This window comes from Brevibacillus fluminis (assembly GCF_052072235.1).
Taxonomy (GTDB): domain Bacteria; phylum Bacillota; class Bacilli; order Brevibacillales; family Brevibacillaceae; genus Brevibacillus_D; species Brevibacillus_D fluminis_A.
In genome coordinates, this window is the sequence record NZ_CM125436.1 from 2,550,243 (window position 1) to 2,565,315 (window position 15,073).

At 52.2% G+C, this 15,073-nt stretch carries 16 protein-coding genes and 1 riboswitch; of the genes, 13 read left to right on the plus strand and 3 right to left on the minus strand.

Going from position 1 to position 15,073, the window contains the following annotated elements; translation table 11 throughout:
* The first annotated feature begins 45 nt into the window (after positions 1-45).
* The 5 genes from ACTID9_RS12575 to ACTID9_RS12595 all read left to right on the plus strand — a co-directional run bounded on the left by ACTID9_RS12575 (position 46) and on the right by ACTID9_RS12595 (position 4,456).
* Positions 46-1,020, plus strand: coding sequence for an aldo/keto reductase (locus tag ACTID9_RS12575; RefSeq protein ID WP_441071612.1), 975 nt, complete (start codon positions 46-48; stop codon positions 1,018-1,020).
* Positions 1,021-1,186: 166 nt separating this feature from the next.
* Positions 1,187-1,513: a GlpM family protein gene (locus ACTID9_RS12580; RefSeq protein ID WP_441071614.1), complete on the plus strand. Its 327-nt coding sequence runs from the start codon at positions 1,187-1,189 to the stop codon at positions 1,511-1,513.
* Positions 1,514-1,608: 95 nt separating this feature from the next.
* A complete protein-coding gene (locus ACTID9_RS12585) occupies positions 1,609-2,064 on the plus strand; it encodes a hypothetical protein (RefSeq protein ID WP_441071616.1) in 456 nt (151 codons plus the stop codon).
* Between the two features lie 142 nt (positions 2,065-2,206).
* On the plus strand, positions 2,207-3,370 hold the full coding sequence (locus tag ACTID9_RS12590) for an aminotransferase A (RefSeq protein ID WP_441072567.1): 1,164 nt from the start codon (positions 2,207-2,209) through the stop codon (positions 3,368-3,370).
* Positions 3,371-3,505: 135 nt separating this feature from the next.
* Positions 3,506-4,456, plus strand: a complete 951-nt coding sequence (locus ACTID9_RS12595) for a D-2-hydroxyacid dehydrogenase (protein WP_441071618.1) — start codon at positions 3,506-3,508, stop codon at positions 4,454-4,456.
* 63 nt (positions 4,457-4,519) lie between these two features.
* Here the strand turns inward: ACTID9_RS12595 and ACTID9_RS12600 are convergent, their stop codons facing one another.
* The 3 genes from ACTID9_RS12600 to ACTID9_RS12610 all read right to left on the minus strand — a co-directional run bounded on the left by ACTID9_RS12600 (position 4,520) and on the right by ACTID9_RS12610 (position 5,918).
* Positions 4,520-5,053 (minus strand): peroxiredoxin, encoded by a 534-nt coding sequence (locus tag ACTID9_RS12600; RefSeq protein ID WP_441071620.1) that lies wholly within the window; start codon positions 5,051-5,053, stop codon positions 4,520-4,522.
* Between the two features lie 146 nt (positions 5,054-5,199).
* Positions 5,200-5,496, minus strand: coding sequence for a YxcD family protein (locus ACTID9_RS12605; RefSeq protein WP_441071621.1), 297 nt, complete (start codon positions 5,494-5,496; stop codon positions 5,200-5,202).
* Entirely contained in the window at positions 5,484-5,918 is a 435-nt protein-coding gene (locus ACTID9_RS12610) for a hypothetical protein (RefSeq protein WP_441071623.1), read from the minus strand. Before ACTID9_RS12610 ends, ACTID9_RS12605 begins: the two co-directional genes overlap by 13 nt.
* A gap of 255 nt (positions 5,919-6,173) precedes the next feature.
* A riboswitch (cyclic di-AMP (ydaO/yuaA leader) is annotated at positions 6,174-6,299 on the plus strand.
* A 98-nt stretch (positions 6,300-6,397) separates the two neighbouring features.
* On the opposite strand from ACTID9_RS12610, the gene ACTID9_RS12615 reads away from it, so the two are divergent.
* The 8 genes from ACTID9_RS12615 (at position 6,398) to ACTID9_RS12650 (ending at position 14,979) form a co-directional block, all read left to right on the plus strand.
* A complete protein-coding gene (locus ACTID9_RS12615; RefSeq protein WP_441071625.1) occupies positions 6,398-8,215 on the plus strand; it encodes an APC family permease in 1,818 nt (605 codons plus the stop codon).
* 199 nt (positions 8,216-8,414) lie between these two features.
* A complete protein-coding gene (locus tag ACTID9_RS12620; protein WP_441071627.1) occupies positions 8,415-9,245 on the plus strand; it encodes a VanW family protein in 831 nt (276 codons plus the stop codon).
* A 163-nt stretch (positions 9,246-9,408) separates the two neighbouring features.
* The gene (locus ACTID9_RS12625) at positions 9,409-9,609 is read left to right on the plus strand and encodes a hypothetical protein (RefSeq protein WP_441071629.1); all 201 of its coding nucleotides are present in this window, start codon (positions 9,409-9,411) and stop codon (positions 9,607-9,609) included.
* Positions 9,610-9,734: 125 nt separating this feature from the next.
* Positions 9,735-10,037, plus strand: coding sequence for a DUF4870 domain-containing protein (locus ACTID9_RS12630; protein ID WP_441071630.1), 303 nt, complete (start codon positions 9,735-9,737; stop codon positions 10,035-10,037).
* 170 nt (positions 10,038-10,207) lie between these two features.
* On the plus strand, positions 10,208-10,999 hold the full coding sequence (locus ACTID9_RS12635) for a M48 family metallopeptidase (RefSeq protein ID WP_441071632.1): 792 nt from the start codon (positions 10,208-10,210) through the stop codon (positions 10,997-10,999).
* A gap of 40 nt (positions 11,000-11,039) precedes the next feature.
* Positions 11,040-11,465 (plus strand): RDD family protein, encoded by a 426-nt coding sequence (locus ACTID9_RS12640; protein ID WP_441071634.1) that lies wholly within the window; start codon positions 11,040-11,042, stop codon positions 11,463-11,465.
* 212 nt (positions 11,466-11,677) lie between these two features.
* Positions 11,678-13,342, plus strand: coding sequence for an AMP-binding protein (locus ACTID9_RS12645; protein ID WP_441071636.1), 1,665 nt, complete (start codon positions 11,678-11,680; stop codon positions 13,340-13,342).
* A 302-nt stretch (positions 13,343-13,644) separates the two neighbouring features.
* Positions 13,645-14,979, plus strand: a complete 1,335-nt coding sequence (locus ACTID9_RS12650) for an Nramp family divalent metal transporter (protein ID WP_441072569.1) — start codon at positions 13,645-13,647, stop codon at positions 14,977-14,979.
* Positions 14,980-15,073: the final 94 nt, after the last annotated feature.

The window sequence follows — 15,073 nt, forward strand, 5'->3', positions numbered from 1 at the left end:
GGCTATAATGGAAGCGGACATACCGCCGCAAAGGAGAGGAAGCAGTTGAACTATCATCGCCTTGGGAACAGTGGCCTGCACGTGTCGGCTTTGGGCCTTGGCACGAATTCGTTTGGCAAACGCGCGGACGAAGCCACCTCGACGCGCATTATCCATCATGCGCTGGACAATGGAATCAACTTCATCGACACTGCGAACATTTATGCAGGCACGGAATCGGAACGGATCATCGGACAAGCGCTGGAAGGACGACGGCATGAAGTGGTGCTGGCGACAAAAGCCGGTTTGGTACGCGGGCAAGGGCCGAATGCGAGAGGCTCTTCCCGCTACCATGTGATGCAAGAGCTGGAAAACAGCCTGCGCCGCCTGAAAACCGATTATGTCGATCTTTTCCAGATCCATACGTTTGATCCGCATACCCCGCTTGATGAGACGCTGCGGGCGCTCGATGATCTGGTGCGCGCAGGGAAGGTGCGCTATATCGGGGCGTCCAACTATGTAGCCTGGGAGATCATGAAAGCGTTAGGGATCAGCGACAACAAAGGATACGTCCGCTATGTTTCCACACAGATCAGCTATTCGCTTGCCGACCGTACGCCAGAGGCGGAGCTGGTGCCGATGTGCCTTGACCAGGGCGTGGGCATCATCCCGTATTTTCCGCTGGCCGGCGGCATTTTGAGCGGGAAATACAGTCTGACCAACGAAGCTCCGGCCGAGTCGAGAGCCAATACCGACCCAGGGTTCCAGCGGTTCCTCGGTGAGCGCAACGTGTCGCTCGGCGAAAAAGTCAGCAAAATCGCTGCGGAATGCGGCTATACCCCAAGCGTGCTTTCGCTCGCGTGGCTGATGGAGCGTCCGGCCGTGTCGACGGTCATCGTCGGGGCGACGCGCGTTGAGCAGCTGGAGGATAATTTGCGGAGCGCATCGATTACGCTCGATGCGGACGTCATCAACACATTGGATGAGATCAGTGATCCATTCCGGTACGGGGAGCCATTCGCCTTTTACCGGTTGCCGTAATCAGGGCGGCTGTGCAGAGAAACACTCGCACAGCCGCTTTTTGCTTTTTCCCTAATCTGCTGATTCCATTTTCCTTGTATGAAACTCTTTACACATAAGTTTAATTAGACTATAAAAAAGAGGGGACTTACAGCAACAGATTGTCATCGGTCAGGTGGGAGAAAAAGTGGGGTATATTGTACAGTTTATCATTGGCGGGACCATTTTGGTGTGCGCATCGCTTTTAAGCAAATCGAAATACTTGTTTTTGTCGGGCGTCATCACATTGCTCCCGATCATGACTTTGATCAACGTTAGCTTGCAGAGCAAAAACATGAGCATGGCCGATTTTCGCATCACGCAAAAAAATGCGATCATGGGAGCTTTTGGGGCTGTGATTTTCATTAGCAGCATCTATTTGCTGACAAAATGGATGAAGCCTTCCGAAGCTGTGATCAGTGCAGTTGTCATCTATATTCTTTATATGGCCGGATGCAAGTATTTTTTTGCGTAAGGATTTGCTTTTTTGCAACGATCTCATTCCCGTAACGTACTAAGGTTAGAGATTTCATTTTATTGGCTAGAATGAGTGGGAAAGGAGTGTTGAAGATGGAGCAGATTGTGCAACTCGCAAAAGATTACTGGCCGATCGCGCTGGTCGGCTTGCTGGTCATAGTCGCGTTTCAATGGATCGTTCGCAGCCTGTTTCGCCTGGTAGCGATTCTGGCCGTTGTGGGCGTCATCCTGGTCGTGTTTTTCCAATTCAGTTCGGATCAAGTGATCAACATGGGGCGTACGGCAGTGAAAAACACCGAGAAAGTCGTGCAGCAGACGATCACGCCACTGTTACATAACGAATTAAAGGACGCCGACATTACGTTCCAGCCGGATGGCAGCTATGAAATGAAGACAGCGAGCATCCGGATTACCGGCAAAAAAGGTGAATCAAAGGCAACCGTGTACTACAAAGAGGAGAAGTGGGACGTAGACATCGGGCAGCTGGGGCACCTCTTTCAGGAGCAATTGAAAAAAGCGGAGGACGCTGCTGAACAAAAAGCACAATGACGCGGTGACATCGCGTGCGCAGCCGATCAAGAAAGACACCCCTGTTTTTCGCAGGGGTGTCTTGTATTATAATGGACCCACACGAAAAGAGCGCAACGGCATCGCGGCCGCAGCGTCAACCATGTACGGGAAGGTGAAACCATTGTACCATCTGTTGAACAGCCAGGTGAAAGACTTGCAAATCTCCGGCATCCGCAAAATCAGCAACCGCATCATGAACGACCCTGCAATTATAAACTTGACGCTGGGACAGCCGGATTTTCCCACGCCGGATAAAATCAAGCGGGCGGCCCAGCAGGCGATCGCGGAAAATAAATCGTCCTATACGCACAATGCGGGCATGCTAGCGCTGCGCGAAGCGATCAGCGCCTATATGGACAAGCTGTACGGGCTGTCCTATCGTGCGGAAGATGAAATCATCGTGACGAATGGCGCCAGCGAAGCGCTTGCGATCACGTTTCAAACGATTTTGGAGCCGGGGGTTGAAGTCATTTTGCCCGCCCCGATTTATCCGGGGTATGAGCCATTGATCCGGTTGTGCGGCGGCGTGCCTGTCCTGATTGATACGCGTGAAACCGGCTTTAAAGTGAACGCAGCGATGATTGCGGCAGCCATCACCGAAAACACCCGATGTGTCGTGCTGCCGTATCCGTCCAACCCGATCGGCTGCACGCTGGACGAAAAAGAGGTGCGCGAAATCGCCGACTTGCTTGTAGACAAGGAGATTTTTGTCGTGTCCGATGAGATTTACAGCCGCCTGACCTATGATGGCGACCATTTCTCCATCGCTGCGATTCCCGGCATGAAAGAAAAAAGCATCGTGATCAACGGGCTGTCGAAATCGCATGCGATGACGGGCTGGCGCATCGGCTTCACACTTGCCCCCGCGCCCATTACCGCCGAAATGCTCAAGCTGCATCTGTATCAGACGGTCTGTGCCAGCACGATCAGCCAGTACGCCGCATTAGAAGCAGTGACTTCCTGTCTGGATGACGAGGAAGCGATGAAAGCGGAATACCGCAAACGCCGAGATTACGTATACGCGCGGCTCACGGCCATGGGGCTTGCCTGCACGAAGCCGGAAGGGGCTTTTTACGCGTTTGCCTCCATTGCGCATCTGGGCATGCCAGCAAGTGATTTCGTCATGAACCTGATCGATGATGAAAAAGTCGCGGTCGTGCCCGGCGAGGCGTTTTCCCGGTTTGGGGAAGGCTATATCCGGCTATCGTATGCAGCATCGATGGAGCAGCTGGAAGAAGGCTTGAACCGGCTTGAGCGGTTTGTGCAAACATGCCAGCGAGCATAACGAACCAGCACCACAGGGTTTGTGAAGGTGGTGCTTTTTTTCGTGCGAAACCAGTTGGGCTCAGACGGCACAAGGGTTGACTCCTAGCCAGTACCCGATTATCATTTTCAGAAAAAAAAGGAAGTGTCGATCGACATGCGGCAACCGAAAATCATGATATACAGCCCGAACGATGCTGCAGTGTACGCTGATATGCTGGGCAATCAGCTCGGCGTGGTACATGTGCACGCAGCATCCACCCCCGAGGAAGCGGCAGAAAAGCTGGACGGGACAGAGGTGATCCTCGGCTGGAAAATCCCGCTGGAGCTGTTGGCCAGCCCTGCTGCGGCTTCCGTGCGCTGGATTCAATCGATGGGAGCTGGCGTTGATGATCTGGTCCGATCCCCGCACATCGCCCCGCATGTTCGGATTTCCCGCGTCGTCGGTCAATACAGCGCACCGATGGCCGAGTATGTGTTCGCCCACCTGCTGGCCGAGTATCAAAATCTGAACCAGATGAAGAAGTCCCAGCAAAACAAAGAATGGCGCCCATTCGTGCCGGAGCTTTTGGCTGGTAAAACGATCGGCATCGCCGGTCTCGGCTCGATCGGCAGCGAAATGGTTCGCAAGGCGCGTGCATTTGACATGACGGTGCATGGCCTCAGCTATTCGGGCAAGCAGGCGCACCTGGTCGATCGCCATTACGGTCCGTCAGAGTGGGACGCGTTTGTCCGGCCGCTGGATTGTCTGGTGCTGGTATTGCCGCTTACGGCCGCGACCGCACAGGTCGTCAACCGTGAGCTGCTGCGTGCCATGAAGCCGGACGCCTGCCTTGTCAACGTAGGGCGCGGCAAGCTGATCGTCGAGCACGACCTCATCGACGTGCTGCGCGAGGGCCATTTGCGGGCGGCTGTTCTCGATGTGTTCGAACATGAACCGCTCCCAGCGGACAGCGAGCTTTGGAAGTTGCCGCAGGTGCGGGTAACGCCGCATCTGTCCGGAATGAATACCGACGAGCGGATTTGCCGGTATTTTTCCGAAAACCTCAAGCGATATGTGCAAAACGAGCCGCTAATGGGAGCGGTTGATCGCCAGCTCGGTTATTAAACATGCCAAAAATGCCAAAAGAGCGAGCCCACCATGCAGGGCTCGCTCTTTTGCAACCATTGATCAAGACGAAATCGTTTTTTCGCCCGGCTTCCAATCCATCGGGCACAAGCCGCCGGATTGCAAAGCTCCGAGGACGCGCAGCGTTTCATCTACGCTGCGGCCCACCTTGGAATTGGAGACGACATAATATTGGACAATCCCTTGGGGATCGATCAAAAAGCTGGCCCGAAGCGGAGCTTTGGTCGCTTCATCCAGCACGCCGTACAGCGTCGTCACTTCTTTGCTGAAATCGGAGGCAAGCGGGAACGAAAGCGGGCCGATGCCGTCTCCTGTACGCAGCCATGCTTTGTGGGTATGTATGCTGTCCGTGCTGACGCCGAGTATTTCCACATTCAAGTCGGAAAATTCGCCGATCCGCCGATTCAGACTCACGATCTCCGTCGGGCAGACGCGGGAAAAATCAAACGGGTAAAAGAACAGCAGCAGCCATTTCCCAAGGTAATCATCGAGGCTTTTGGGAACGGGAAAACCGCTGTCATACGTGATCGTATCAAGTGTGAATGAAGGTGCCGGAAGTCCGATCCGAGCTGTCATGGGAACCCCTCCTAGAACATTATGGTACTAAAATAGCATGCAGAATTGTTAAAATCAATATCTTTTTAAAATAATTATAAACTAGCTGGGGATGATAGAAAAAAGCAACCGTCTGCAAAATGCGAGAGCGGTTGCTTGCTGTTTCTTTACTGATAGGTTGCGAAAGCGATAATGCCTTCCTCATCATCGAGGACCAGTTCGATCGCCGCCGCATACGGATTGCGCTGCATGCGGGACTCCAGCCAAAAGCGGATCGCCTCAATCATGTTCGCTTCGATGAAGATTTGCTGCCGGGAGTGGGCTTCCACTTCAGCGGAAAAGCCGTGGTCTTCATCCCACATCAATTCGACGCTGACGTCCGTTGGCTGCAGTCCTTTTTTGGATGCGACATGCAGGCAGATCGCATTGATGACATCCTGCTCGGAAAACTTTATTTTCTCCATGGGTTAACCTCTCGCTTGACTTGCTTCGCCTTGAAGTACAGGAACGCTTTGCGGATCAGGAAGAGAACCGCCACGATCGCCATCATGTTGATCAGGAAGCCAAAGATGGCACCCATTGCACCCATATTTCCAAACAGGCTGCCAAACAGCATACCTGCCAGACCACCGACCAACAAGCCTTTCATGAAGCCGCCTTTGCTTGGCTGTGCGACGGAAGGGGAATTCGTCGGCGTCGTGGTGTTGCTTTTGTTCACGGTCGAATTTTCATTGGTGACCGTTTTGTTCGGTGTCGTGGTTGTCGTGTTGGAGTTAAACGACTTTTTCCCCGATTTGTAGCCTTTTGCATCGACAGAATCGTAGCCGAGACCAGCTGGGGCGAGCACAAGGACGAACGCAATTACCAACATAATCAGTTTTTTCATAGTCGTCAGATCCTACCTTTATTTTTGATTATATAATCATATTCTAATATACGTGTGAATGAAAAGCAAATGACAGAAACGTCACATTTACCCGCGATATTCCAGCAAGTATCTGCTAAACCGGAAAATGCCCTGCCACAAGCCGTGTAGCGCGAGTGCGTGCGCATCAGATCGTATAAAATGTAAGCGCTTTTTTGGTAGTTTGCAACCGTTGCAGTTTTGGGAAAAGAGGAGTAGCGTATTATCGTTCTGATGTCGTTGTTAACGCTGAATCGTAAAGAGCGGGGGAACCAATTGATCGGGGTGAATCTCAGCAATGAGTAGGGCGACTCGTCCGTCCGAATCCGACAGCTAACCTCGTAAGCGTAGGTGAGGAGGTTTATCATGTGCTGTAATACGACTTGATCCTCTCATTCGTGCTCATGTCTCGATTTGCCTTGTAAATAGACAACATGAAGATGAAGTGGGGAAAGATTCGAGTGGTTGCAAAATTAAAGCGCATTTTCATCGGACGACCAATGAAGTCGACAGAGTTGGCTGAAGAAAAGCTTACCAAATTAAAGGCGTTGGCTGTGCTATCGTCTGACGCGCTTTCGTCCGTAGCGTACGGTACCGAACAAATTTTGATTGTGCTGATGGCAGCAGGGTTTTCCGCGCTGTGGTATTCGATTCCGATTTCACTGGCGGTGTTGGGACTGCTGACCGTCCTCGTCTTGTCGTACCGGCAAACGATCTATACGTATCCAACAGGGGGCGGCGCCTATATCGTCGCAAAAGAAAATCTCGGCACACCAGTCGGGCTCGTGGCTGGCGGTTCGCTTTTGGTCGATTACATTTTGACCGTTGCCGTCAGTTCGTCAGCGGGGACGGATGCGATCACATCTGCTTTTCCCGTATTGCATGACGACCGCGTCCTCATCGCGCTATTGATGATTGCGGGTCTCACGTTGCTGAATTTGCGCGGGATTACGGAATCGGCTTCGATTTTGGCGCTGCCTGTCTATCTGTTTGTATTTGCTATTTTCGTTTTGATCATCGGCGGCACGTATCGGATTCTCACCGGTTCTGTCCCGGCGGCGGCCCCAACGTACGGCCTGTCTGTTCACGGCATCGGTCTGTTCATGCTCCTAAAGGCGTTTAGCTCCGGCTGTTCCGCATTGACAGGGGTCGAAGCGGTTTCCAACGCGATCCCGAATTTCAAGGCGCCTGCTGAAAAAAATGCCGCGCGGACGCTGGTGATGATGGGCTTGATCCTGGGTGCGATGTTTATCGGAATCAGTTTGATGGCCTATTATTTCGGCATCGCCCCTGATCCAAAAGAGACGGTGGTATCCAAAATCGCCGAGGCCACGTTCGGCAGAGGGTTCGCCTACTACGCGATCCAGGGCGTGACGGCCTTGATTCTCTTTTTGGCGGCCAACACGGCGTTTGCCGCGTTTCCGCTCCTTTCGTTCATGCTGGCAAAAGACAAGTTCATGCCGCACATGTTCAAAGTGCGCGGCGACCGTCTGGGCTTTTCCAACGGCATCATTGTCCTGGGCATTTTCTCCGCGATCTTGATCATCCTGTTTGAAGGGGATACGGAGAATTTGATTCCGCTCTATGCCGTCGGCGTGTTCATTCCGTTTACGCTGTCACAGGCCGGGATGATGAAACGGTGGTTTACGAAAAAGCCGGCGGGCTGGGTGCTGCCATTCTGCATCAACACGCTGGGCATGCTGACGACGCTCACGATCACGCTGATTTTCATCGTGACGAAGTTTTCGCAGGTGTGGATGGTCTTTCTTTTTCTGCCTGCCGTCATCTTCATTTTCCTTAAAATCAACCGGCACTACCAGGACATTGCGCAGCAACTCAAGCTCGATATCGCGACGGAGAAGCCGGTCGTGGGCGGCAGCGTGATCGTGATTCCGGTGGCAGGGATCACGAAGGTCGTGTCGGAAACCATCGGGTATGCCAAATCGCTCACCAATAACGTTGTGGCCGTCTATGTCGGCTTTGACGATGAATCTGTCGAAAAGATGGAGCAGCGATGGGAAGAGTGGAATCCGGGTGTACGTCTGATCGTATTGCGCTCGCGCTACCGCAGCATCATCCGCCCGTTGGTCAAGTTCATCGACACCGTCGAATGGAAACGGGCGGCCACCGATCATGTCACGATCATGATCCCGCAATTCATCGTGAAAAAATGGTGGCACCACTTCCTGCACAACCAGACCAGCTTGCAAATCCGGGCGTATTTGTTCGCTCGCCGCGACATCACCATCGCGACGGTACCTTATCGACTGGAAAAATAAAGAATGGAAACCGGAGGCATTCGCGATGGGCGGATGCCTCTTTTGCGCTACCTGTGCAAGGCAGTACCGGTAGCAGGAGATTGCTTGCAGACGTGTAAAAAGGATGGAGAAGAAAGTGGACCCATTCGCGAAACGTGTGGAATTTTGAAAACGTCTATGTAGGTGAGAAGCCATTTATTTGGTAAAGGCGGGAGTCCCATTGAAACTATCGCAAGTCCATCCCATTTTTTATCACGCTCGCATCAAACAAAAGCAGCTTGCGCGCAGATGCAGCGACCTGGTGCGCCGGACCAAATTTGCCGAAAGCGTCTCGCACGCGCTGCTTCCGCATTCCTGCAAAAAACATCAGTCGCTGTTGCGCCGCAAGCTGGGCAATGCCGATCCACAATTGCAGGAAAACAAGATCGTCAACCTCAAGCTGGCGATCGAGCGGCTCGACGGGCTGCTCATCAGGCCGGGAGAGACGTTTTCCTTCTGGCGGCGCGTCGGGAAGCCGACCAGACGAAGAGGGTTTATCGAAGGAATGCTTTTGTCCCAAGGCAAGGTCATCACCGGAGTTGGCGGCGGACTCTGCCAGATGGCCAATTTGCTGTACTGGATGGCGTTGCATACGCCATTGCAGATCAGCGAGCGCCATCATCACCACTTTGACCCGTTCCCCGACGATCAGCGTGTGCTGCCATTCGGAAGTGGGGCTAGTGTCTTCTATAATTATGTAGACTTGCGTTTCTACAATCCGACCGATCAAACATTCCAGCTTGTGGTCTGGATGACGGATCAGCATTTAAAAGGAAGAATTGTTTCCGACCGCGAGTGGCCGTATGCGTACCACATCGAAGAGCGGAATCACCATTTTTTGCGGGAACAGGATAAAACGTACCGGACAAATGAGCTGTGGCGACACATGGTGGATAAACGGACGGGAAAAACCGTCAAGGTGGAGCATCTGATGAAAAACAAGGCGGAGGTCAAGTACCCGGTTCTTTTTGAGGAACATGCAAATCTGGCGGAGGATAGCGGGCGCACGTAAGCGAAGAATGTGACAAAATCAAGGATAGGTAGATGAAAAGGGCCTGATTCGTGTATGATTACCTTGTTGCAAAAAGTTGGCAGGAAGCGGTTTCATTGTTGGTACAAGCAGGTTTTGCCCATGCTTGCCCACTAGCGCCGCAATCGGAAAGGAGCAAGGAATCGTGGGAGAGGTTGACTTTAAGGTACTTCCCTGGGAGTTGTTTTTGTACGGCGTATTCATTTTTCTTGGACTTGGTTCTGTCTTTTGCTTAGGCTTCATGCGGATTTTCCAAGGGCGTGTGCGTATGGGCGTGACGCTCATGAGCGTTTCGGTCGTCGTTTTTTTCGTTAGCTATTATTTCGTCAATCGCTGGTATTTCTAGGTGCATGGGCCGATCGCTCTCCTCCTCAAGACGGAGCTTGCAATCAATCGATTGTCGGTATGCTCCATACAGAATGGCATGCTATGATTGTACCAACAGATTGAGTTAGCCAAGGAGGAAGTTTTATGGATCATAACGGGGTGAAGGCGATTACGCATGCGAGTGCATTTTTTGCGCCAATCCTGGTTCCGCTGATCGTCTGGTTGTTGATGAGCGATCGTACGGTGAAAAGCATGGCACTGCAAGCGCTGCTGTTCCACATTATCATGAGCGTATTGATTGGGATTTCGGTGATGTTTTCCTATATTATCATCGGAATTCCGTTCTTGATCGTTTTCGGCTTGATGGGAATTTACTATCCGATCAAAGGGATCATTTATTCGTTGTCGGGACGACGTTTCCACTACCCGTTCCTCGGCGGCGTGTAAGGAACGGCAAGCGAAAGCGGCAAAAGCCTGTCTGCATGTGCAGACGGGTTTTTTCATTTGTCGGATAAGAGATTGACAAGATTCGGAAATAAACGGAAAATAGATCGTGCTTGGCGTGAAGTTACATGTATGTAAAGGCCTGTTTACGTGAAAGGAGGTGTCAGTACCAAGTGAATGGAGCGGAAAAAGAAAAACGGCTCATGCACCGAAATGAAAAAAGTTATTTCATCCTCTGTGCGATCGTGAGCGTCATCGGTTATTTGTATCTGATCATTTCCATCGTCGGGATCGCGGTGCTGGCGGTTTTGTTTTTGCTGCCATTGTTTTACCATGCGATCAGTATGGCAACGATCCGCAAAAATGGCGTACGACTCACAGCGCGCCAGTTTCCCGAGGTCTATGAGCGGACGAAAAATCTGGCAGCGCGCATGGGGCTAACCGTCATGCCCGATGTGTATGTGCTGGAGTCGGGTGGTCAGCTCAACGCATTCGCCACGCGCTTTTTCGGGAGAAACATGGTCGTGCTCTATTCGGATATGTTCGACTTGATCAATTCGGGTGGAGACGATGAACTCGATTATGTGATCGCACACGAGCTGGCGCACATCAAACGAAACCATATCGGCAAGCACCTCTTCATTTTACCGGCCATGTGGATTCCGTTTGTCGGGGAGGCGTATTCTCGCGCATGCGAATATACGTGCGACCGGATGGCAGCCTATTATACAGGAAATCCTGAAGCTGCGATCAATGGTTTGACCATTTTGGCGATCGGCAAGGCGCTCTACCGGCAAGTGGATCGGGAGGAGTATTTGCATCAGACGCAGCAAGAACGCGGTTTCTTTGTGTGGCTGGCGGAAAAGCTGTCCACGCATCCCGCTTTACCGAACCGGATGCAAGAAATTCACTTTTTATTCCGTGAACAAGTCATATCCAAAACCGCTTATCCATTAAATGGATAGTAGAGGGCTTCAAATCAGATGAGTGGAGAGTGATCATCATATGGAAAGCTTGCCTCAGATTCCGAGCAACCCGGTTGGATTCTGGCGTCGACTCGGCGCGAATTTGTTAGACGGGATCATCATTGGTGTTCCGCTTTCACTTATCTCGTACCTGATTACAGGCGATTGGCAGAAGGATGAACCGTTCACGAATGCGCTCTCGTTCTTATATTCGTTGCTCATCCCTGTGCTGTGGAGCGGATACACCATCGGCAAAAGGATTGCGGGCATCCGGATCGCGAAGATGAATGGTGAAAAGGTCGGGGTCGGCACGATGCTGCTTCGCTTGCTTGTGGCCTCGCTCGTGTACGTGATTACGCTCGGGATCGGGTTGATCGTCAGCGCGATCATGGTAGGCGTGCGCCAGGATAAACGGTCGATCCACGATTTCATCGCAGGAACGTATGTAACGAGCGACAAACCATAATCGCATGGCCTGGAGACAAAGCCCTGTGGGACGTTCCCATGAGGGCTTTTCCGCGTTTTCGAAACGAATTTGTAACCTTGTCAGATTATTCTAAAAAGAAGGGGGAGACTCCTTTTTCGCAGAATATTTGTAATCATAACGTTTTCATCCAGTGCATCCCGGTGAGTCATGCAAAAGGTTTTCCCCAAGATCATGGTGACAGGAGGACGTGTATGGCAACAATCATTACCTCGACAATAGGCGATCTGCTCGACGAAACGACCCGGCTGTACCCGGAGAAAGAAGCGGTCATTTATCCTGAGCGCAACCTGCGGTATACGTACAAGCAATTTCAGGCTGAATGCGACCAGGCGGCAAAAGGGCTCATGCAGCTGGGAATCCAAAAAGGCGAAAACATCGCGATTTGGGCGACCAACGTACCGGAATGGGTCATCGCTCAATTCGCATCGGCCAAAATGGGTGCCGTGCTTGTGACGGTCAATACCAATTACCGCACGCACGAGCTGGAGTATTTGCTGCGCAATTCCGATGCAACGACGATCCTTTTGATTGAAGGGTATCGCGATGCCAACTATGTGGACATGCTGCAAGAAATTTGTCCGGAGCTTTCGGAAGCGGAACCGGGCAAGCTCTGTGCCGAACGGCTGCCGCTATTGAAAAATGTCATCTATATCGGCGATCAGCCGCGTGCGGGCATGCTCAGCTGGCAAGATTTGATTCGGCTGGGCGATGCCGTGTCCGATGAAGAGCTGCTGGCAAGACAGCGCAGCTTGACACCTGATGAAGTCATCAACATGCAGTACACATCCGGAACCACCGGTTTCCCGAAGGGCGTCATGCTCACACACCAAAACCTCGTGAATAACGCCGTGAATGTCGCGGGCGCGCAAAACATCACGAATGACGATAAAATTTGCATCCCGGTGCCGTTTTTCCATTGCTTCGGCTGCTCGATGGGAACGTTGGCCGCAGTCGCCACCGGCGCTGCGATGGTGCCGCTGATTACCTTTGACCCGCTGCGAGTGCTGGAGGCGGTGCAGCAAGAAAAATGCACCGCATTGTATGGAGTGCCGACCATGTTCATCGCCGAATTGAATCATCCGAGGTTTGCCGAGTTTGACCTGACCTCGCTGCGGACGGGAATCATGGCCGGTTCCCCTTGCCCGATTGAAGTCATGAAAAAAGTGGTGGACAGCATGGGCATTCGCGAAATCACGATCGCCTATGGCCAGACGGAATCATCGCCCGTCATTACCCAAACGCGTGTGGACGACAGCATTGAGCGGCGCGTGACGACAGTCGGCAGAGTGCTTGCCAATACAGAGGTAAAAATCATCGATCCTGTGACCGGCGACGAGGTTGGGCCGGATGTGCAAGGCGAATTGTGCTCGCGCGGCATCCATACGATGAAAGGATATTACAAAATGCCTGAGGCAACCGCGAAAGCGATCGACGCAGAAGGATGGCTGCACACCGGCGACCTTGCGACGATGGATGAGGAAGGCTATGTGAAAATTACCGGAAGGCTCAAGGACATGATCATTCGCGGCGGAGAAAACATTTACCCGCTGGAAGTCGAGCAATTCCTGTATACGCACCCGAGCATTTTTGACGTGCAAGTCTTTGGCGTCCCGGATGAAAAATACGGCGAGCAAGTGGCAGCATACGTGAAGGTGAAGGAAGGCCACACCATTACACCGGAGGAAGTCAAGGCGTACTGCGAAGGGAAAATTGCCCGTTACAAAATCCCTCATTACGTCGCGATCGTGACCGAATATCCGATGACCGCATCCGGCAAAATCCAGAAATACAAGCTGCGGGAAATGGCGGTTGCCCAGTATGGGCTGGCAAAAGCCGATGCCGGCACGACGGCGTAACGTTCCTTGAGAAAAAGCATCCATCGCGGATGCTTTTTTCGTTGTGCAGATCAAAACAGCGTGGAATCGGCCCATTTATTGCCACAATTCAAGCAATTGCTATTTACATTCAGAACTGATCTTTGTATACTGAAGTCAGAAAGTTTCCCTGGTGCAAAAAATGTTGCTATCCACAACAAATCGATCACATAAATTTTTTTTATGCATATGTTGCCTATAGGCAAAAAAATTAGTCCATTCCACATAATAGAGATGACATAAAGAGAGTGGTGAACAATATGGCAAAAGAATATGCAAAAGCAATGCCGATAGAAGAACGTTCGGACGGCTGGAAGCAGGATCGGAAGCAGCCGTCCTTGCAAGAGGTGCATCGTTCGCTGAAGGTGCCAACGACCGGCTCCTGGTTTCGCAAGTTTCTGGCATTTGTCGGTCCGGGCTACCTGGTCGCGGTCGGCTATATGGACCCGGGCAACTGGGCGACCGACATCGCGGGCGGATCGCTGTTTGGCTACACGCTCTTGTCCGTCGTGATGCTGTCCAACCTGATGGCCATCCTGCTGCAAGCGTTGGCGGGAAAATTGGGCATTGCCACCGGAAGAGACCTCGCGCAAGCGTGCCGGGATCACTACAGCAAGCCGGTCAATCTGGGGCTTTGGTTTTTATGCGAGCTTGCTATCGCAGCATGCGATTTGGCTGAAGTGATCGGGGCGGCGGTCGCGCTCAACCTGCTGTTTGGAATCCCGCTGTTGTACGGCGTGATTTTGACCGCGATTGACGTTGTGCTGATTCTGTTCTTGCAAAACAAAGGCTTCCGTTACATCGAAGCATTGGTCATCATTCTGATCGTCACGATCGGCGGCTGCTTTGCGGTCGAGATGTTTTTGTCCAAACCGGATATGCTCGGGATCGCCAAAGGGTTTGTTCCGAATGCGGAAATTTTGAGCAACCCCGAAATGCTTTATATCGCGATCGGGATATTAGGCGCAACGGTAATGCCGCACAATCTGTATTTGCATTCATCGATCGTCCAAACCCGCCAGTTCAGCTTGACCAGCCGTGGCAAACGTGAGGCGATCCGCTATGCCACGATGGATTCGACCATCGCGCTCTTGTTTGCGCTCTTCATCAATGCGGGAATTTTGATTCTCTCGGCGGCTACGTTCCATCGGGCCGGGATGACGGATGTCGCGGATATCAATGACGCGTATCACCTGCTCACACCGCTTTTGGGCACGACGTTAGGCAGCATCCTTTTCGGGGTGGCGCTCTTAGCATCGGGGCAAAACTCCACGCTGACGGGTACGCTGGCAGGGCAGATCGTCATGGAAGGCTTCCTCAATATCCGCATGAAGCCGTGGATTCGCCGCTTGCTCACCCGCTTGATCGCGATCATTCCGGCCGTGATCGTGACGGCGATGTACGGGGAAAGCGGAACCGCGCAGCTGCTGATTTTGAGCCAAGTCATTTTGTCCCTGCAGCTTTCGTTCGCGGTCGTGCCACTCGTCAAATTTACGAACGACAAAAACAAAATGGGCGAGTTCGTCAACCCGCTGTGGTTGAAAATCCTTGCATGGATCGTAGCGGGCATCATCATGGTGCTGAATGCGTACCTCCTGTTCCAGACCATTTTCGGTTAAGCAAAAAAGCGGTTACCATTTGCGCAATGGGGCCGCTTTTTTTGTTTTGGTGCGGTAACCAAATCGGTACAGGCTGCGTCTTACCCAATAAACA